This is a genomic window from Phyllobacterium sp. 628 (genome assembly GCF_014189505.1).
Classification (GTDB): Bacteria; Pseudomonadota; Alphaproteobacteria; order Rhizobiales; family Rhizobiaceae; genus Phyllobacterium.
Genome location: NZ_CP050301.1, coordinates 1485301 through 1504360 on the forward strand (window position 1 = coordinate 1485301; position 19060 = coordinate 1504360).

At 57.1% G+C, this 19060-nt stretch carries 18 protein-coding genes and 1 pseudogene; 14 read left to right on the top strand and 5 right to left on the bottom strand.

The features are described from left to right. Positions 1-21 precede the first annotated feature (21 nt). Genes HB779_RS08875 through lpxK form a run of 4 tightly spaced genes read left to right on the top strand, consistent with a single transcriptional unit; the run spans position 22 to position 3419 of the window. On the top strand, positions 22-270 hold the full coding sequence (locus HB779_RS08875) for a DUF4170 domain-containing protein (protein ID WP_188345355.1): 249 nt from the start codon (positions 22-24) through the stop codon (positions 268-270). 28 nt (positions 271-298) lie between these two features. Continuing rightward, the gene (locus HB779_RS08880; RefSeq protein WP_188345356.1) at positions 299-1072 is read left to right on the top strand and encodes a lysophospholipid acyltransferase family protein; all 774 of its coding nucleotides are present in this window, start codon (positions 299-301) and stop codon (positions 1070-1072) included. Beyond that, the gene (gene waaA, locus HB779_RS08885) at positions 1069-2391 is read left to right on the top strand and encodes a lipid IV(A) 3-deoxy-D-manno-octulosonic acid transferase (RefSeq protein ID WP_188345357.1); all 1323 of its coding nucleotides are present in this window, start codon (positions 1069-1071) and stop codon (positions 2389-2391) included. Before HB779_RS08880 ends, waaA begins: the two co-directional genes overlap by 4 nt. After that, positions 2388-3419, top strand: coding sequence for a tetraacyldisaccharide 4'-kinase (gene lpxK, locus HB779_RS08890; protein WP_188345358.1), 1032 nt, complete (start codon positions 2388-2390; stop codon positions 3417-3419). The genes waaA and lpxK overlap by 4 nt, the downstream gene beginning before the upstream one ends. On the opposite strand, the gene HB779_RS08895 is transcribed toward lpxK, so the two are convergent. The 3 genes from HB779_RS08895 to mutL form a co-directional block, all read right to left on the bottom strand. Next, on the bottom strand, positions 3414-3869 hold the full coding sequence (locus HB779_RS08895) for a hypothetical protein (protein ID WP_188345359.1): 456 nt from the start codon (positions 3867-3869) through the stop codon (positions 3414-3416). The genes lpxK and HB779_RS08895 overlap by 6 nt on opposite strands. A 3-nt stretch (positions 3870-3872) precedes the next feature. Then, positions 3873-4109 (bottom strand): DUF2093 domain-containing protein, encoded by a 237-nt coding sequence (locus tag HB779_RS08900; protein WP_188345360.1) that lies wholly within the window; start codon positions 4107-4109, stop codon positions 3873-3875. A gap of 65 nt (positions 4110-4174) precedes the next feature. Then, positions 4175-6040, bottom strand: a complete 1866-nt coding sequence (mutL, locus tag HB779_RS08905; RefSeq protein WP_188345361.1) for a DNA mismatch repair endonuclease MutL — start codon at positions 6038-6040, stop codon at positions 4175-4177. A 140-nt stretch (positions 6041-6180) separates the two neighbouring features. Between mutL and HB779_RS08910 the strand changes: the two genes are divergently transcribed. Beyond that, positions 6181-7371 (top strand): acyl-CoA dehydrogenase, encoded by a 1191-nt coding sequence (locus HB779_RS08910; RefSeq protein ID WP_188345362.1) that lies wholly within the window; start codon positions 6181-6183, stop codon positions 7369-7371. Between the two features lie 2 nt (positions 7372-7373). Next, positions 7374-8225, top strand: coding sequence for an MBL fold metallo-hydrolase (locus tag HB779_RS08915; RefSeq protein WP_188345363.1), 852 nt, complete (start codon positions 7374-7376; stop codon positions 8223-8225). A 7-nt stretch (positions 8226-8232) separates the two neighbouring features. On the opposite strand, the gene HB779_RS08920 is transcribed toward HB779_RS08915, so the two are convergent. Together HB779_RS08920 and HB779_RS08925 are read right to left on the bottom strand one after the other, a co-directional pair. Then, the gene (locus HB779_RS08920) at positions 8233-9525 is read right to left on the bottom strand and encodes an aminotransferase (RefSeq protein ID WP_188345364.1); all 1293 of its coding nucleotides are present in this window, start codon (positions 9523-9525) and stop codon (positions 8233-8235) included. A gap of 84 nt (positions 9526-9609) precedes the next feature. Then, positions 9610-9948 carry a TIGR01244 family sulfur transferase gene (locus tag HB779_RS08925; RefSeq protein ID WP_188345365.1) on the bottom strand — a complete coding sequence of 113 codons (339 nt, stop codon included), beginning with the start codon at positions 9946-9948 and terminating at the stop codon, positions 9610-9612. A 314-nt stretch (positions 9949-10262) separates the two neighbouring features. Here HB779_RS08925 and urtA point away from each other — a divergent pair, with 314 nt between their 5' ends. The 8 genes and pseudogenes from urtA (at position 10263) to HB779_RS08965 (ending at position 19051) form a co-directional block, all read left to right on the top strand. Then, entirely contained in the window at positions 10263-11567 is a 1305-nt protein-coding gene (urtA, locus tag HB779_RS08930; protein WP_188345366.1) for an urea ABC transporter substrate-binding protein, read from the top strand. Positions 11568-11683: 116 nt separating this feature from the next. After that, positions 11684-13307: pseudogene (gene urtB / locus HB779_RS08935) on the top strand (urea ABC transporter permease subunit UrtB). Next, complete coding sequence (gene urtC / locus HB779_RS08940) at positions 13304-14491, top strand: urea ABC transporter permease subunit UrtC (RefSeq protein WP_188345367.1); 1188 nt, start codon at positions 13304-13306, stop codon at positions 14489-14491. Before urtB ends, urtC begins: the two are co-directional and overlap by 4 nt. Positions 14492-14495: 4 nt before the next feature. Beyond that, on the top strand, positions 14496-15242 hold the full coding sequence (gene urtD, locus HB779_RS08945; protein WP_188345368.1) for an urea ABC transporter ATP-binding protein UrtD: 747 nt from the start codon (positions 14496-14498) through the stop codon (positions 15240-15242). 21 nt (positions 15243-15263) lie between these two features. Then, positions 15264-15959: an urea ABC transporter ATP-binding subunit UrtE gene (gene urtE / locus HB779_RS08950; RefSeq protein ID WP_188345369.1), complete on the top strand. Its 696-nt coding sequence runs from the start codon at positions 15264-15266 to the stop codon at positions 15957-15959. Between the two features lie 66 nt (positions 15960-16025). Further along, on the top strand, positions 16026-16922 hold the full coding sequence (locus HB779_RS08955) for a LysR family transcriptional regulator (protein WP_188345370.1): 897 nt from the start codon (positions 16026-16028) through the stop codon (positions 16920-16922). Positions 16923-17024: 102 nt separating this feature from the next. Then, complete coding sequence (locus HB779_RS08960) at positions 17025-17498, top strand: formate dehydrogenase subunit gamma (protein WP_188345371.1); 474 nt, start codon at positions 17025-17027, stop codon at positions 17496-17498. After that, complete coding sequence (locus HB779_RS08965; protein WP_188345372.1) at positions 17495-19051, top strand: NADH-quinone oxidoreductase subunit NuoF; 1557 nt, start codon at positions 17495-17497, stop codon at positions 19049-19051. The genes HB779_RS08960 and HB779_RS08965 overlap by 4 nt, the downstream gene beginning before the upstream one ends. Positions 19052-19060: the final 9 nt, after the last annotated feature.

The following is a 19060-nucleotide window of genomic DNA, read 5'->3' on the forward strand; positions in this document are numbered from 1 at the left end:
CACTTGAACGGATGGGCAACCATGAGCGAAAATACGGCAGAGCCGAAACAGCTGCTTCACCTGGTATTTGGCGGCGAACTGAAAAAGCTGGGCGGCGTTGAATTCCGCGATCTCGACAATCTGGACATTGTCGGTATTTACCCGAATTTCGAAACGGCACAGCGCGCCTGGAAGTCCAAAGCGCAGCAGACTGTCGATAACGCCCATATGCGCTATTTTATTGTCCACATGCACAAGCTGCTTGATCCCACCACGGGCAAGGCAAGCTGATCCGTTTCCGGTCAGCATTGATAGCGGCATGAGTGATAACAGCACAGCAACGGCGAAGGCCCCCCGCAAGAAGAGTGGGGTGCTGAAGCGATTTTGGCGGTCGGTCCGCGGACCCTTGGCGAAATCGCGCTTTGTCCGTGCGGCCGTGGTCTGGCTGATTACTCAGTTTTTCCGGCTGGTCAACGCCACCAATCCGCGCCTGCCCGGATCATCTGATCTCGACGACATGAAGCGCGGCGGCGAGCCGTTCATTGCGGTTGCCTGGCATGGCCAGCATCTGATGGCGCCGTTTCTGATGCCGCGCGGCGTGCGCTTTGTTGCCATGTTTTCCAAGAGCAAGGACGCTGAACTCAACGCCCGCGTAGCCGAGCGGTTCGGGGTTGAGATCATTCGCGGCTCCGGTGGCCGGGAGCCGACAAAAAGTATTGAAAAGGGCGGTGTGCGGGCATTGCTTGCCCTGAAAAAGGCCTTGAAGGACGGTAAGACTGCGGCGATGATTGCTGATATTCCCCACGGAACACCCCGCGACTCCGGTCTGGGCGTCATTCTTCTTGCCAAACTTTCCGGCCGCCCGATTATTCCTATTTGCTACACGACTTCGCGCAGAAAAATTCTGGAGAAGAGCTGGGATAAGACAACCATTCCCTTGCCATTCGGCAGGTCAGGGTTGATTGTCGGCGACCCGATCTTTGTCCCCGAGGATGCTGATGATGCAATGCTTGAAACCAAGCGTGTCGAATTGACCGCCAGTCTGAACGCCAATACGGCACGGGTACATATGCTTGTGGATGGCAAGGCGTGAGCGAGCGCTGGGCCCGCATAGCATTGGGCACCTACCGTTGGGTGGGTGCCATGGTGTTTCCTGTTGTCGGTGCCTATGTCGCCTTCCGTTCAAGCAAGGGCAAGGAAGAGCGCGGCCGCCACGGCGAACGTTATGGCGTTGCCAGTGTCGCCCGCCCGGCGGGACCGCTGGTCTGGGTGCATGCGGCAAGTGTGGGCGAAACCATGGCGGTCACGCCGCTGGTCGAAACCATTGTCGATATGGGTATTAATGTCGTCCTGACCACCGGCACTGTGACGTCTGCCAAAATGGTGCAGGAACGCCTCGGCGACCGCGTTATCCATCAATATGTACCGCTTGATCTCAAGCCCGCCGTTGACCGCTTTCTCAGCCATTGGCAGCCGGATCTCGCGGTGATCTGCGAATCCGAGATTTGGCCGATGACGATCCTCGAGCTTGGCTTGCGGCGGGTGCCACAGGTTCTTGTCAACGGGCGCATGTCTGACCGTTCGTTTGCTTCATGGCAGAAATGGCCATCCATTGCCGAGGCCTTGTTCGAAAACCTCGCTCATGTGGTGGCGCAGTCTGATGTGGATGGCGAACGCTTCCGGACGCTTGGTGCCCGACCCGTTACGGTGTCGGGTAATTTGAAAGTCGATACGGCAATACCGCCCGTTGTGCAGTCAGAGCTTCTTGCCGTGCAGCGGCAAATCGGCAAGCGCAAGACTTGGGCCGCGATCTCCACCCATCAGGGTGAGGAAGATATCGTTGCGCAGGTGCATCACATGCTGAAGGTGCGGCATCGCGATCTCCTGACCATCATTGCGCCGCGCCACCCGGACCGTGCGCCTGCCATCGCCGCAGAAATCGAAAAACTGGGTTTGAAAGTGGCTTTGCGCAGTCGCGGGGATGCCATCACACCGGATACGGATATTTATCTCGGCGATACGATTGGCGAGTATGGGCTTTATTTGCGACTGACAGAGATCGCTTTTGTCGGCCGCTCGCTCACCGCCCAGGGCGGGCAGAACCCGCTGGAACCGGCCATGCTGAAAACAGCCATTCTGTCCGGCCGTAACGTGCAGAATTTCCGCGATTCCTATCAGCGTCTGATCAAGAACGGCGCTGCTAAGCTTGTTCGTGACAAGGATATGCTGGCCGGTGCTGTCAATTATCTCTTCAATAATCCGGCCGAGCGTCAGGTGATGATCGATGCGGGCACGAAGACAGTTGAAGATATGCGCGGTTCGCTGGACAGGACCATGACTGCGCTTGAGCCGTTCATCCAGCCGCTTGTGCTTCAGTCGCGGCTGAGTGCGCGTGAAGGTGGCTGGAAATGACCAGCGAAGCGCCTCCATTCTGGTGGGAAAAGCCGGATTGGCGCGCACGGGCACTTAGTCCCTTGTCTAAAATTTACGGCATGGTTGCGGGACGGCGCATACGCCGCGCCAAGCCGCCAACGATTTCCTTGCCTGTACTTTGCATCGGCAATTTCACTGTCGGCGGTGCGGGTAAGACACCCACATCCATTGCCTTCGCGCAGGCGGTTGCTGCTTTGGGCCTCAAGCCCGGCATTGTCTCGCGTGGCTATGGGGGAGCCTTTTCCGGCTTACACCGGGTAGACCCGGATCTTGACAGTGCCCGGCATGTGGGCGACGAGCCCATGCTGCTGGCCCGTCATGCGGTGGTCGTGGTCTCAGCTGACCGCTTTGCCGGTGCCAAGGCACTGCAGGCCGAAGGATGTGATTTCATCATCATGGATGATGGCTTTCAAAGCGCCCGTCTGTATTTTGATTACGCGTTGATGGTGGTCGATGCCGGCCGTGGTATTGGCAACGGTCATGTTATTCCGGGCGGGCCTTTGCGTGCACCATTGACCGATCAATTGGTGCGCACCGACGCTTTGCTCAAGATCGGCTCAGCCAGTGGCGCCGATCAGGTCGTGCGCAATGCGGCGCGGGCAGCAAAGCCGGTCTATGAAGCCTTGCTGATACCAACAAGTGTCAAGGATATAGAGGGCAAATCGCTGCTGGCTTTTGCCGGGATCGGCGATCCCTCGAAATTCTTCAAAACGCTTCAAGAGTCTGGCGGCATCATCGGTCACACCAGATCGTTTCCCGATCACCATCCCTATACGGATGATGAAATTGCCGATCTCGTCAGAAGCGCTGATGCTGAAGGGCTCACACTGACCACAACGGCGAAGGATCACGTCCGTTTGCTGGATGGCAGCGAAGCCGCAAGGGCTTTGGCGGCGCGGACGCTGGTACTTGATGTTGAGCTGGTCTTTCCCCATCCGCAGACTGCAGCGCGTATCATCAGTGAAACCCGCGAGCGAGCCCGTTCAAGGCTTATTCGCCAGTCATAGTCCGTGACGGAAATTTCGCAGCCGTGGCGGTGCCTCGCGCATGGGAATATCCATCTTCCGCCCGGTTGTCTGGCTGTATAGGCGGTCGTTGGCAAAGAGTATTCGTCCGGGTTGGCCAAGTTGCACCGACAAGGCAACTTTGGGTGCGGATTTTGATGCCGGAATTTCGATTTCGTAGGCAATGGGGAAATAGCCACTTTGACCCAGCGTGAAACTTGTCTCGCCAATGAAGGGCATGGGCTTGGAATTGCCATTGGTCGCATCATAGGCGGTGATGTAAACAACGGAACTTGGCGACAGCCGGGCAAGCGGTGAACCGCGCAGATAACCTTTGATGGTCTTTGTCGGACCGCTATAGGCAGGCTCGTGTTTTGCGCCTGTCGTGGTGCAGCCGCTGGCCAGCAAAGCTGTCGCAACCAGCGCGAAAAAGGCAGCCCGGCGCTGGATCATCAATCAGGCTTTGTTGCGCTGGCGCAGGGACGGGTTGATTTGAAGTTCGCGCTCCAGTGAAATTGTCGCGTCGGCATAGGCTTCCTGCCTGGCAACGCTCCAGTATTTCAGCTCGTCCAGCGGTATCTTTTCCGACGTCACGGCGCAAAGCACGTAAGACCCCGGCGAAAGCACCTGAAAGTCTCCATCGAGGTAACGCACTTTGGCTTCCCGGGAGCCGGGTCCTTCAAACCTGTTCATTCTGTCGCTTTCGCAATTGGCATATTCCGTTCATTTAGGCGGCTGACACCCTGCGGGTCAAGACTTCACCGTCTGCCAAACAACCGCTCAATGTCAGAGAGTTTCAATTCTATGTAGGTCGGACGGCCATGATTGCATGTGCCGGAGCCTGGCGTGTCTTCCATCTGCCGGAGCAGCGCATTCATCTCATCCGGCTTCAATCGCCTTCCGGAACGCACCGATCCATGGCACGCCATGGTCGCGGCGACGTGGTCGAGAATGGCTTTCAGACCGTCAGATGTGTCATGTTCGGCAATCTCATCCGCCAGATCACGAATGAGTTGCTGCGTGTCGATCTCGCCGAGCATGGATGGGGTTTCGCGCACGGCGACAGCGCCGGGGCCGAAAGCCTCTACACCAAGGCCAAACCGCGACAGCGTCTCCGCATGAGCCACAAGCCGCTCCACGTCTTCTTCGGGCAGATCAACGATTTCAGGGATCAGCAGCATCTGCGCGGGAAGGGGTCTGGAATGCAAGGCGTTCTTGAGTGCCTCATAAACAAGCCGTTCATGCGCCGCATGCTGATCGACGATAATCAAACTGTCTTCCGTCTGTGAGACGATATAATTGGCGTGGATCTGTGCCCTTGCTGCGCCGAGCGGCGAAGCCAGTAAAGCTTGCGGTACTTCGGCTGTGCTGGCGCGTGTATCCGTTGCCAGAACTTCGGATTCGGAGAGGAAGCTGCGTGCTGCTTCTGCAAGGCCATTGCCGGCATAGGACGGTGCCTGTTCCTGCTCGAAGGGCCTGAATGCTGATTGTTGTACGTTGTAATTCTGGTTGACCGCTGCTGAATCCTGCCAGCGCGATGCTTGAGCTGCCGGCGCAGGGCGCAATGGTTGTGCACCGCCCAATCTGAACGATTGCAGCATGGCCTCGGCGCCGCTGGTGGCTGCACGAATGCCGGATTGGCCCAACGCTTGCCGGATCGCGCCCACGATCAGACCGCGCACGAGCCCGGGATCGCGGAAACGCACATCGGCCTTGGCCGGGTGAACGTTCACGTCCACCAGAGCTGGATCCAGATTAAGAAACAGCACCACGACCGGGTGCCGGTCACGCGAGATCACATCCGCATAGGCACCGCGGATCGCTCCCCATATCTGCTTGTCGCGCACCGGGCGTCCGTTGACATAGGCGAACTGATGCAGGCTGTTGGCACGGTTGAATGCGGGGATACCGGCAAAACCGGTCAGCCGCACCCCGTCACGTTCCGCATCGATGGCAATGGCATTTTCCGGAAATTCCTTGCCGAGAACTTGTGAGATACGGTCGAGCATTCCGGCAGAACCAACCCCCGTTGCGGCCAGTTCAAGCGGCGTCCGGTCGCTGCCTGCCAGCGAAAAACGGATATGCGGAAAGGCAATCGCGACCCGTTTGACAATATCACTGATAGCCGAGGCTTCCGCCCGATCGGTTTTCATGAATTTCAGCCGCGCCGGTGTGGCAAAGAACAGGTCGCGCACTTCGGCGATTGTCCCGGCATTCATGCCGGTCGGGCGCGGGCCTTCCATGCGGCCGCCATGAACGCTGATCTCAAAGCCGGAATCGGCTTGCGGTGTGCGGGATTTCACCGAAAGCCGCGAAACCGAGCCGATGGAGGGCAGGGCCTCACCGCGAAAACCCAGCGCGCGAATATCATGCACGTCGTCGGTCAATTTCGATGTGCAATGCCGCGATACGGCAAGCGTCAACTCGTCCGATGGAATGCCTGAACCATTATCGGTGATGCGGATCAGGTTCTTGCCGCCACCTGCCGTTACCACCTCGATGCGGGTTGCCCCGGCATCAATCGCATTTTCGACAAGCTCTTTCACCACGCTGGCCGGGCGTTCAATGACTTCGCCGGCTGCAATCTGGTTGATGATGGTTTCGGTGAGCTGTTTGATGGCCATGCGTTACATATAGTGGATTCGTCCGCCAACGGAAATTGTCAGCTTTCAAACCGCACCGGAATATATTTTAAGCCGAAAGTATCTGGTCATCGACGCGATTTTGGTGCTAGGTCTGTTCGACGCATTATGGAGGAAATTACATGGCCAATTCCAAAGCTTCCTTTGTCTGGACGGATCCGTTTCTGCTGGAAGAGCAGCTGACCGAAGACGAACGGATGATCCGTGACAGCGCGCGGGCTTTCGCGCAGGCAGAGCTGGCACCGCGTATCGAGGAAGCCTATCTGGAAGAAAAGACTGATCCGGGCCTGTTCGCCATGATGGGCGAGGCGGGTCTGCTCGGCGTGACGCTGCCGGAGGAATATGGCACTGCCGGTGCATCCTATGTTGCCTATGGTCTTGTGGCGCGCGAGGTCGAGCGTGTTGATAGTGGCTATCGCTCGATGATGAGCGTGCAATCCTCGCTGGTTATGTACCCGATCTATGCCTATGGCTCTGAAGATCAGCGTAAGAAGTATTTGCCGAAATTGGCTTCCGGCGCATGGATCGGCTGTTTTGGTCTGACCGAGCCCGATGCTGGTTCCGATCCAGCGGGTATGAAGACACGCGCCGAGAAGGTGGCTGACGGCTACCGCATCACCGGTTCAAAAACATGGATTTCCAACGCCCCCATTGCCGATGTGTTTGTTATCTGGGCCAAGTCCGATGCGCATGACGGTCAGATACGCGGCTTCGTTTTGGAAAAAGGCATGAAGGGCCTCTCGGCACCGAAGATCGGCGGCAAGCTGTCGCTGCGTGCGTCGATCACCGGCGAAGTGGTGATGGATGGCGTGGTGGTCGGCGAAGAACAGCTTCTGCCCAATGTCTCCGGCCTCAAGGGGCCGTTTGGCTGTCTCAATCGTGCCCGTTATGGCATTTCCTGGGGCGTGCTTGGCGCAGCGGAAGATTGCTGGCAGCGCACGGTGCAATATGGGCTCGACCGCAAGCAGTTCGGCCGGCCATTGGCGGCGACGCAGCTGTTCCAGAAGAAGTTTGCCGACATGCAGACCGAAATCACGCTGGGCCTGCAGGCCAGTCTGCGCGTCGGCCGCCTGATGGATGAAGACAAGATGGCGCCGGAAATGATCAGTCTCGTCAAGCGCAACAATTGCGGCAAGGCACTGGATATTGCCCGCGTTGCCCGTGATATGCATGGCGGCAATGGTATCCAGATCGGCTATCACGTCATGCGCCACGCCCAGAACCTTGAAACGGTCAATACATATGAGGGCACGCATGATGTGCATGCGCTCATCCTTGGCCGCGCCCAGACCGGCATTCAGGCGTTCTTCTAGACATGGCTGACAGGCTCGTCCTGCTTGGAACAAAGGGTGGCCCGGCAATCCGTCCCGGCGGCCCATCGCCGACCTCGTCTTTGCTGGAAATAGCCGGACGGCGGATCGTCATTGATTGCGGCCTTGGTGTCACCCGTGGTCTGGTCAATGCGGATATGTCGTTGAAGGATCTCGATCTGATCCTCATTACCCATCTGCATTCCGATCACGGCCTGGAATTCGGCCCGCTGCTGCATACCGCATGGACATCGGGGCTATCCCGCAAGGTCACGGTCTATGGTCCTGCCGGGATCGAGGATTACTGGGGCGGTTTTCTGCAATCCATGCGCTACGATATTGATCTGCGCATTGATGATGAAGGTCGGCCGGATCTGCGCGATCTCGTTGATCTCAAAATCTATGCCGATGGCACCGTTCATCAGGATGCCGGTCTGACGGTTACCGCACTACGCGTTGATCATCCGCCGGTTATCGACTGTTTTGCCCTGAAAGTCGAAGCGGACGGCAGATCCATCGTGTTCTCAGCGGATACGGCATACTTCCCGCCATTGGCCGAATTTGCCAGAGGTAGTGATATTCTCGTGCATGAAGCGATGCTGCCGGAGGGCGTTGACCGGCTGGTTGCCCGCACAGGCAATGGCGCGCGTTTGAAAGAACACCTGCTTGCCAGTCACACGATGGTGGAAGATGCCGCGCGGATCGCCAGTGCAGCTGGTGTTCAACACCTTGTCCTGCACCACCTCATTCCAGCCGACGACCCCAATTTTGGCGAAGCCGACTGGATCAAAGCATTGAACGGCAAGTGGTATGGGCGATTGACTGTCAGCCGTGACGGTCTGGCCATCCCGCTTTAAAAAGCAATCAGACGTCCTGTTTGCTGTCGGCGTAGAGTTTCTCGACCGCAGCCAGAAAGATGCACAAAGCAATACCTTCCGAAGCAAGCTCGACTTCCTTCAGTGACGGAAAGGTCGGCGCCAGCCGCAGCGTCCGGTCATGCGGGTCTTTGCCGTAAGGCGATGTCGCACCGGCTGGTGTCAGGACGACGCCCGCCTGCTTGGCAAGCTCGACAACCTGCCTGGCTGTGCCTTCCATCGCATCGACACAGATGAAATAGCCGCCCTGAGGACTTGTCCATTCGGCGACGCCAGTTCCCGTCAGACGCTTTTCGAGCGCCCGGATGACCGTGGCGAATTTCGGTGCAATCAGGTTGCGATGCGCCGCCATATGCTTGCGGATGCCATCATTGTTTTTCAGGAATCGCACATGCCGCAACTGGTTCAGCTTGTCAGGGCCGATGGTACGCTTGGTGGCACTAGCCATATACCAGCGCACATTGGCGGGTGAAGAGGCAAAGAATGCAAGACCGGCACCGGCCAGCGTCACCTTAGACGTCGAGGCGAAGACAAAGGCACGATCCGGATTTCCGGCCTTCTCGCAAAGATCGAGAATATCGGCGATCTCACGCTCTTCCTCGGTCAGATGATGCACGGTGTAAGCATTATCCCAGAACAGCCGGAAATCCGGTGCGCCGGTTTTCATGGCAGAAAGCCGCGCAATGGTCGCGTCGGAATAGGTCTCGCCCGACGGGTTGGAATATTTCGGAACGCACCACATGCCCTTCACGCTTGGATCGGCGGCAAGCTCCTCGACCATATCCATATCCGGACCGTCGCCGACGAGTGGAACCGGTAGCATGCGGATGCCATATTCCTCCAGAATGGAGAAATGCCGGTCATAGCCGGGCACCGGACAGATAAAAGCTGGCGATTCTGTCTTCTGCCATGGCTCCGTGCCGCCGGGAACGCCCTTTACCCAAGCCCAGAGCAGGGTGTCATGCATCACTGCCAAGCTGGAATTGTCACCGACAACAATGCGGTCCGGCGATGCGCCGAGCATGGACGAGAACAGCGCGCGCACTTCCGCCAGACCCTGCAGGCCGCCATAATTGCGGGCATCTTCACCGGCTTCGCTGAAATGATCGCCATTGCCCGGCAAGGTCAGCATGCCATTGGCCAGCGCCAGTTGTTCGGGGCTGGGTTTGCCGCGGGTCATATCGATTTTCAGTCCGCGTGCACGGAAGGCCTCGTATTCGTTCAATGTCTGCTGGCGCAGGTCGGCAAGGTCTTCACTGTTCAGGTCGGCAATTCGGCTCATGGGAAAGTCAGCTCTATCGTGTCAGGCTTGAGGGAAAGTCGGGGTAAAGCCGGGCCACTGTTCAGCAGCCCTTATCTTTGATCGTCAGCCTTTTTGTTGCTGAACGATGCCATAAATATTGGTGGAACGGGCACCGGACCGGCAATAGGCCAGCACAGGGCCTTCCGATTTGTCGAGGGCGGCGGCCATCGCGTCCACATCGTCCTGCGTCAACTGGCCTGAGATAACCGGCACGTAATAGATGGGAATGCCCGCTTTTTCAGCAACCTTGGCGATCTCGGCAAAGTCGGGCTGATCCGGACCTTCACCATCCGGGCGGTTACAGATCAGGGTCTGATAGCCCGCCGCAGCGATATCCCTGACATCATCGGGGGAAATCTGACCGGTCACGGCAAAGCCTTCGTCAATCTGACGGATATCCATTTTATGTCCTTGAAAATGTGATTGGTGCCAGCACCATACATCAAACATCTGCCAATGCCATATCAAAGCATATTGATTTAGACCGACATTTGATCAAATTGCACTATTATTAGGCACAAAAGATATATTGATAAAATAATAATCAACCAGAAGTTTTGTTTGAGGCTGAGGATCGGCGCTGATCGTCCCGCAAAAGTTGTAATATACTGATAGATTAAAAGAATTCTCGATAGTGCAGCGTAACTCCCTGGGTTGGCACGGTCATTGCTTTGTATCACTTCGGTACAAACAACCATAAAAAGGGGTTTACCTGAATGTTCAGTCTAACAGCCAGATTTATTGGGACATTGGCGGCTGCCGCAGTGGGTGCGACGCTGAGCCTTGCGCCGGCAAAAGCGGCAGAAGATACGATCAAGGTCGGTATTCTGCATTCGCTGTCCGGGACGATGGCGATTTCCGAAACGACGCTTAAGGATACGATGCTCTTCCTCATTGATGAGCAGAACAAAAAGGGCGGCGTTCTCGGCAAGAAACTCGAAGCCGTTGTGGTTGATCCCGCATCCGATTGGCCGCTCTTTGCCGAAAAGGCGCGTCAGTTGATCGAGCAGGACAAGGTGGCCGCAGTGTTTGGCTGCTGGACATCCTCATCGCGTAAATCCGTTCTGCCCGTCTTTGAAGAGTTGAACTCGCTGCTCTTCTATCCGGTGCAATACGAAGGCGAGGAAAGCTCGCGCAACGTCTTCTATACGGGTGCAGCGCCGAACCAGCAGGCAATCCCTGCTGTGGATTATCTTGCCAAAGAAGAAGGTGTGCAGCGCTGGGTTCTGGCCGGTACAGACTATGTCTATCCGCAGACCACCAACAAGATCCTGAAAGCTTATCTCAACGCCAAAGGCGTCAAGGATGAGGACATCATGATCAACTACACGCCGTTCGGTCATTCCGACTGGCAGACAATTGTCTCCGATATCAAGAAGTTCGGCTCGGCCGGCAAGAAGACAGCTGTTGTCTCCACCATCAATGGCGATGCCAATGTGCCGTTCTACAAGGAACTGGCCAACCAGGGCATCAAGGCTGAAGACATCCCGGTCGTCGCTTTCTCCGTGGGCGAAGAAGAACTGGCCGGTCTCGATACCAAGCCGCTCGTCGGCCATCTTGCCGCCTGGAACTACTTCGAATCGGTTGATTCCGACGCCAATGCCGAGTTCATCAAGAAATGGCATGCCTACACGAAGAACGATAAGCGCGTAACCAACGACCCGATGGAAGCAACCTTTATTGGCTTCAATATGTGGGTGAAAGCGGTTGAGGCAGCAGGCACCACCAAATCTGATGCAGTGATCGACTCCATCGTTGGTGTTTCCGTTCCCAATCTTTCCGGTGACTCGGCAACCATGATGCCGAACCATCACATCACCAAGCCGGTGCTGATCGGTGAAGTGCAGGCGGATGGCCAGTTCGACATTGTTTACAAGACACCGGGCCTCGTGGTCGGTGATGAATGGTCTGACTATCTTCCGGGCTCCAAGGACCTCATCTCTGATTGGCGCAAGCCGATGTCATGCGGCAACTTCAACGTTGCCACTGGCAAGTGCGGCGGTGTGACCAAGACCAACTAAGCGCTAAATCAAGCTTCGGCTTCGGGTCGGGGGCGACAACTCCGAAGCCATCTCCATCCCCGTCTTGTGGCGGGGATGGAGCTCCCCCAAAAGAATTTCAAACGCAGGATTGTTGAATGACATTGAGCCGCCTCCTGTCCGCCATTGCGATGTTGGGTCTCTGCCTGTTGGCAGTTCCTGCCGGTGCGCAATCCGTGGATGACGCCAAACTCAAACCGTTGGTGGAAGCACTGGCTGGCGACAATTTCGATGATACGAGCAAGGCGATTTCCGAACTTGCCAAGAGTGGCGCACCGCGTGCCTCGGTCATTCTCAATGCACTGAGTAGCGGTGATCTTTATGTTTCCAAGGCCGACAAGTCTGTTTTCATTGGCGCCCGTGAAGGATCGGATTACGCTGCAACAGATCCGCTGACGGGTACAAAGCTGACGCCTGTTCCGCGCAGTGCTGCGGAGAAGATCAAGGTCAACAACAAGTTGCGCCGTGATATCGCGGCCGCTATCGGCGGGCTCACTTTGATGAGCACCGATGCGGCCGAGCGCCGTTCCGCGGCAGAAGCCATCCTCAAAACCCGCGACCCGGAATCGATCCCGCTGCTCGATCAGGCCATCACGGCCGAGAAAGATGCGGGTATTAAAGTGGTGATGCAGCGGGCCAGGGCTGCTGCGGTTCTGAATTCCGACGCACCAGATGACCTCAAGATATCAGCCATTGCCGAAATCAAATCCGGCAATGGCCGCGAAGCGCTTGGTTTCCCTGACGCCGCTGGCCACCGTCCAGGGCCCCGTGGGCGAAGCCGCGAGCACGGCAATTGCCAGTATCAATTCCGAACTGGAACTGTGGAACGGCATTCAGAACATTATCTACGGCCTGTCGCTTGGGTCGGTTCTTCTGCTTGCGGCGATTGGCCTTGCCATTACCTTCGGTGTCATGGGTGTCATCAACATGGCCCATGGCGAAATGGTCATGATCGGTGCTTACACGACATTCGTGGTGCAGCAGATCATTCGCGTCTCTGCGCCGGGCCTTTTCGACTATTCGCTGCTCATCGCACTGCCAGCCGCCTTTCTTGTCTCCGGTGCGATCGGTGTGGTTATCGAGCGTGGCATTATCCGTTTTCTCTATGGCAGACCGCTGGAAACCCTGCTGGCGACATGGGGCATTTCACTGGTGCTGCAACAGGCGACGCGTTCATGGTTCGGTGCGTCCAATGTGCAGGTGGGCAGCCCATCATGGATGTCTGGTTCCTTCGACGTCGGTATGCTGACGCTGACCTGGTCGCGCCTGTGGATCATCGTTTTTGCACTGGCTGTCTTTGCTACGTTGCAGCTGGTGCTGAAGAAAACCATGCTCGGCCTGCGTATGCGCGCTGTCACGCAGAACCGGCGTATGGCTTCATCCATGGGTATTCGCACGCCATGGGTGGATGCGCTGACTTTCGGGTTGGGTTCGGGCATTGCAGGCATCGCCGGTGTTGCTCTCAGCCAGATCGACAATGTCAGTCCCAATCTCGGGCAGGGCTATATCATCGACAGTTTCATGGTCGTGGTCTTTGGCGGCGTGGGCAATCTCTGGGGTACGCTGGTCGGCGCCATGTCGCTTGGCATCGCCAACAAGTTCCTTGAGCCGTTTGCCGGTGCGGTGCTCGGCAAAATCTTCGTGCTCGTTCTCATCATCCTGTTTATCCAGAAGCGTCCGCGCGGTCTCTTCGCACTTAAGGGAAGGGCGATCGAGGCATGATTACCCAATGGCTTTTCACCCATGTTGACCGGCGCGGTGCTTTCGCCATTGCCCTATTGGTGGCGATTGCGTTTTTCGTGCCCGTTCTCAATCTGCTGGTGCCGGAAACCTCAGCCTTGCACGTACCGACTTATCTCGTGTCGTTGCTCGGCAAATACCTGACCTACGCGCTGCTCGCAGTCGCGCTGGATCTGGTCTGGGGCTTCTGCGGCATTCTCTCGCTCGGTCATGGCGCGTTCTTCGCCCTCGGCGGTTATGCCATGGGCATGTATCTGATGCGCCAGATCGGCCCGCGCGGCGTCTATGCCAATCCCGTTCTGCCCGACTTCATGGTGTTCCTCAATTGGAAGGAACTGCCTTGGTTTTGGTACGGCTTTGACAATTTCTGGTTTGCTGCACTGATGGTGGTGCTGGTGCCCGGCATTTTGGCCTTTGGCTTCGGCTGGCTGGCCTTCCGCTCGCGCGTTACCGGCGTTTACCTCTCGATTATCACACAGGCCCTGACATATGCGCTGCTTTTGGCGTTTTTCCGCAACGATATGGGTTTTGGCGGCAATAATGGTCTGACCGATTTCAAGGATATTCTCGGCTTCAATGTGCAGGCTGGAACCACGCGTTCGGCGCTGTTTGCCGCCACGGCGCTGTTTCTGGCGCTGGCGGTTTTCCTTGCCAGTTTCATCATCCGCTCCAAACTCGGCAAGGTACTGGTCGGTGTGCGCGATGCGGAAAGCCGCATGCGTTTTCTTGGCTACCGGGTGGAGCGCTACAAGCTTTTTGTCTGGACGATTTCTGCAATGCTCGCCGGTATTGCCGGGGCGCTCTATGTGCCCCAGGTGGGCATCATTAACCCGTCCGAATTCGAACCGGCCAATTCCATCGAAGCGGTCATCTGGGTGGCCGTGGGTGGTCGCGGCACGATCATTGGCCCGATCCTCGGCGCCGTGCTGGTTAATTTCGGCAAGACTTATTTCACCGCCGCATTCCCCGAAATATGGTTGTTCGCGCTGGGTGCTCTGTTCATTCTTGTCACGCTGTTTTTACCCAAAGGTATTCTTGGCCTCTACGGTTCCTGGCAAGCCCGCCGCGCGACGCGTGCAGCGTTGAAAGATGATGATGCACAGCCGCCTTTGGTAAAACAAAGCAGCAGGCTCGTGCCAGCCCCCGAACCTCAGGCCGCGGAGTAGCCCCATGAAGGCCAAGGACACATTGCTTTATCTCGACGGCGTTTCAGTTTCCTTCGATGGATTTCGCGCCATCAACAATCTCTCCCTTGTGCTGCAATCGGGGGAGATGCGCGCCATCATCGGTCCCAATGGTGCGGGCAAAACGACGATGATGGACATCATCACCGGCAAGACGAAGCCTGATACAGGCGACGTTTATTTCAACGGGACTGTCGATCTGACCGGCCATGATGAAGCGGAAATCGCCATGCTCGGCATCGGCCGCAAGTTCCAGAAACCGACCGTGTTCGAAAGTCACACGGTGGAAGACAATCTTATGCTGGCCCTTGCCGGTCCGCGTTCGGCTTTTTCAGCTCTGTTTCATCGTCAGAGCCAAGCCGAAGCCGACCACATTCTGGAAATTCTTTACACCATACGGCTGTTTGAAAAACGCCACTGGCTGGCCGCCAATCTATCCCACGGCCAGAAGCAATGGCTGGAGATTGGCATGCTGCTGGCGCAGGACCCCAAACTGTTGCTGGTGGATGAACCAGTCGCCGGTATGACTGATGCGGAAACGGCAGAAACAGCAAAACTCTTACGCGACATCGCTCGCACCCGCTCGGTTATCGTTGTGGAACATGACATGCATTTCGTTCGCGAACTTGATGTGAAGGTCACGTGCTTGCACGAGGGCTCGGTGCTTGCCGAAGGCTCGCTTGATCACGTCAGCAATGATCAGCGGGTAATCGAGGTCTATCTCGGGCGATGATGATGACAAAGGAACGATCCCATGCTCACGGTTGAAAACGCCTCTCTGCATTATGGTGCTGCACAGGCTCTGCGCGGCGTCTCGCTCGAGGTGAAGCCAAAATCCATCACCTGTGTGCTTGGCCGCAATGGCGTCGGCAAAACCAGCATGCTCCGCGCCATTGTCGGTCAGCATCCGCTCTCATCCGGCTCGATCAGTTTTGATGGTACGGTGCTTGGCAAAAAGCCACCCTATGACCGGGCGCGTGCGGGCATAGCGTTCGTGCCGCAGGGACGTGAGATTTTCCCGCTGCTTACCGTGCGCGAAAATCTTGCGACAGGGTTTGCAGCGGCCAAGCGCGGCAACCGCAATGTACCGCCTGAGGTTTTCGAGCTGTTCCCCGTTCTCAAGACCATGCTCGGCCGCCGCGGCGGCGATTTGTCCGGCGGCCAGCAGCAACAGCTCGCCATCGGCCGCGCACTGGTCACCCGGCCGAGACTGCTGGTTCTTGATGAACCGACTGAAGGCATCCAGCCCTCGATCATCAAGGATATCGGCCGCGCCATCCGGTTTCTGCGTGACCAGACCGGTCTGGCGATCCTTCTGGTCGAGCAATATCTCGATTTCTGCCGTGAGCTGGCCGATCATGTCTATATCATGGATCGCGGTGAGATCGTGCATTCCGGCGATGCTGCGAGTTTGGACAAACCGGAAGTCCGCAAGTTTTTGACTGTCTGAAAAACCACCCGGTACTTGCCGCCTGCGGGTAATCATCGATAGAGTCCGTTCAGAGGACCATTTTCGATGATCGACAAGCTGGAATTTTTTATCGCTTTGGCGCGCAACCAGCATTTTGGCCGCGCGGCGGAAGAGTGCGGAGTGACGCAGCCCACCTTGTCGGCAGCTATCCGTCAGCTTGAAGACACGCTGGGTGTGGTGCTGGTCCAGCGCGCGTCGCGTTATAAGGGACTAACCCCGGAAGGCCAGCGTGTGCTGGAATGGGCGCGCCGCATCGTTGGAGACACACGCACCATGCGCGAGGAAATCCGCGCCGCGCGCTTTGGCCTGTCCGGCCACGTCAAAATCGCTGCTATTCCCACGGCACTTGCCATGGTTTCCCGCCTGACAACGCCTTTTCGCGAAAAACATCCCGATGTAACCTTTTCCATCACGTCGCGCACCTCCCTCGAAGTGCTCACCTTGCTCAGCAATTTCGAGATCGATGCGGGAATCAGCTACCTCGACAATGAGCCATTGGGCCGGGTTACGTCGGTTCCGCTCTATTCGGAACGCTATCAATTAATCACATCGACTGGCAGCACCTATGCTGATCGCGAATTTGTGACCTGGGCCGAAGTCGGTCAATTGCCGCTTTGCCTGCTGACAATGGACATGCAGAATCGGCGCATCATCAACAAACATCTGCGGGAAGCCGGTGTCGAGGTGCACCCGACGCTCGAATCGAACTCCATGATTGTGCTGTTTTCGCATATCCGAACCGGGAAATGGGCAAGCATCATGCCGCTTAACCTTGCGGAAACATTGGGCTTTTCGGAGCCGATCCGTGCGATTCCCATTGTTGAGCCCGATGCGCGCCATTTGGTCGGGCTGGTTGCCGCAGACCGGGAGCCCCATACGCCGCTCGTCTCGGCGCTGTTGCACGAGGCCCGGGCATTGGCCCTTGACCTTGATATGTTTTGATAGAAATCTTCTATCGTTTAACGGGACTGATATATTGATTTGTCGGCGCGCTTTTGATCTCTTCTAACCTACGAGGGGAATTTAGGGAGGGCGCTGCACAAAATGCAGACCGCAAGTACCGATATCGCCAAAAGAGCGATAGGCATTATCAATCAGTTGAAAAGTGAAGAAGGGCCGCTTCTTCCGATTCTGCATGAGTTGCAGGGCGAATTTGGCTATGTGCCGCAGGAAACTCTGCCGCTGATTGCCCAGGCTTTGAATATTTCCCGCGCCGAAGTGCATGGCGTTGTCACCTTCTATCATGACTACCGTGATCATCCCGCTGGCCGGCATGTGCTGAAGCTCTGCCGCGCGGAAGCGTGTCAGTCGATGGGCGGTGATGCCATGGCCGACAGGGTGCGCCAGCTTCTTGGTATCGACTGGCACGGAACAACCGCTGATGGCGCGGTGACGCTTGAACCGGTTTATTGTCTCGGGCTTTGCGCCTGCGCGCCCGCCGCTATGCTCGATGGCGAGGTGATTGGCCGTTTGGACGCTGAAAAGCTTGAAACCCTAGCCTCCGAGGTGCGGCTATGACCGTTACGATCTATGTCCCGCGCGATTCTGGTTCGCTTTCGCTTGGCGCTGAAAAAGTCGCCCAAAAGCTGCAGGCTGAACTAACCGCGCGTCATCTTGATGCTAAAATCGTGCGCAATGGTTCGCGCGGCCTCTATTGGCTGGAGCCGATGGTAGAGGTGGAAATGCCATCCGGCCGCGTGGCGTACGGCCCGGTCAAACCGTCTGATGTGGCGTCACTGCTGGATACCGGTATGGTAGAGGGCAGGGTGCACCCGCTCTGGCTTGGATTGACGGACCAACTGCCGTTTCTGGCAAAACAAACCCGCCTGACCTTTGCCCGTTGTGGCATTACAGATCCCCTCTCGCTTGATGATTACCGGGCGCATGATGGCCTGAAGGGTCTTGAAAGAGCCCTCGCTCTGACGCCGCTCGAAATCGTCACGCAGGTGACAGAGTCGGGCCTGCGCGGGCGCGGCGGCGCAGGCTTTCCCACCGGCATCAAATGGAAGACCGTTCTCGATACGGCGGGCGAGCGCAAGTACATCGTCTGCAACGCCGATGAAGGCGATAGCGGCACATTTGCCGATCGCATGATCATGGAAGGCGATCCGTTTGTTCTGATCGAAGGCATGACCATTGCCGGCATCGCGGTCGGTGCCACCAAGGGTTACATCTATACGCGTTCGGAATATCCGCATGCCATTGCCGTCATGAATGAAGCGCTGGCCGTTGCCCGCAAGGCGGGTGTTCTCGGCACTTCTGTTCTGGGTTCGGCGCATGTTTTTGATATCGAAGTGCGCGTCGGTGCCGGTGCCTATGTCTGCGGCGAGGAAACCGCGCTGCTGGAAAGTCTGGAAGGCCGTCGCGGCATTGTCCGTGCCAAGCCGCCTTTGCCCGCACATAAGGGTTTGTTCGGCAGGCCAACCGTCATCAACAACGTGATCTCGCTGGCTTCTGTGCCGATTATTCTCGACAAGGGCGCTGCGTTTTACAAGAATTTCGGCATGGGCCGCTCGCGCGGTACCATTCCTCTGCAGATTGCGGGCAATGTGAAGTATGGCGGACTATTCGAAACCGCTTTCGGCCTCACGCTTGGCGAAATCGTCGATGATATCGGCGGTGGCACAGCAACCGGCCGCCCGGTTAAGGCCGTGCAGATCGGTGGTCCGCTCGGTGCTTATTTCCCGCGTGAACTCTTCGATACACCCTTCGACTATGAAGCGTTTGCCGCCAAAGACGGGCTGATCGGCCATGCCGGGCTCGTTGTGTTTGATGACAGTGTCGATATGCTGAAGCAGGCACGGTTCGCCATGGAATTCTGTGCCGTCGAATCCTGTGGCAAGTGTACGCCCTGCCGCATTGGTTCGACACGCGGTGTCGAGGTCGTGGACCGGCTCGCCGCCAATATCGAACCGGAAAAGCAAATCAAGGTTCTCACCGACCTGTGCAATACGATGAAGTTCGGTTCGCTCTGCGCGCTGGGTGGTTTCACGCCCTATCCTGTCATGAGTGCGCTGACGCATTTTCCTGAAGATTTTCGCCCTGCGCCTGTCGCAGAAGCGGCGGAATAGGAGATCAAG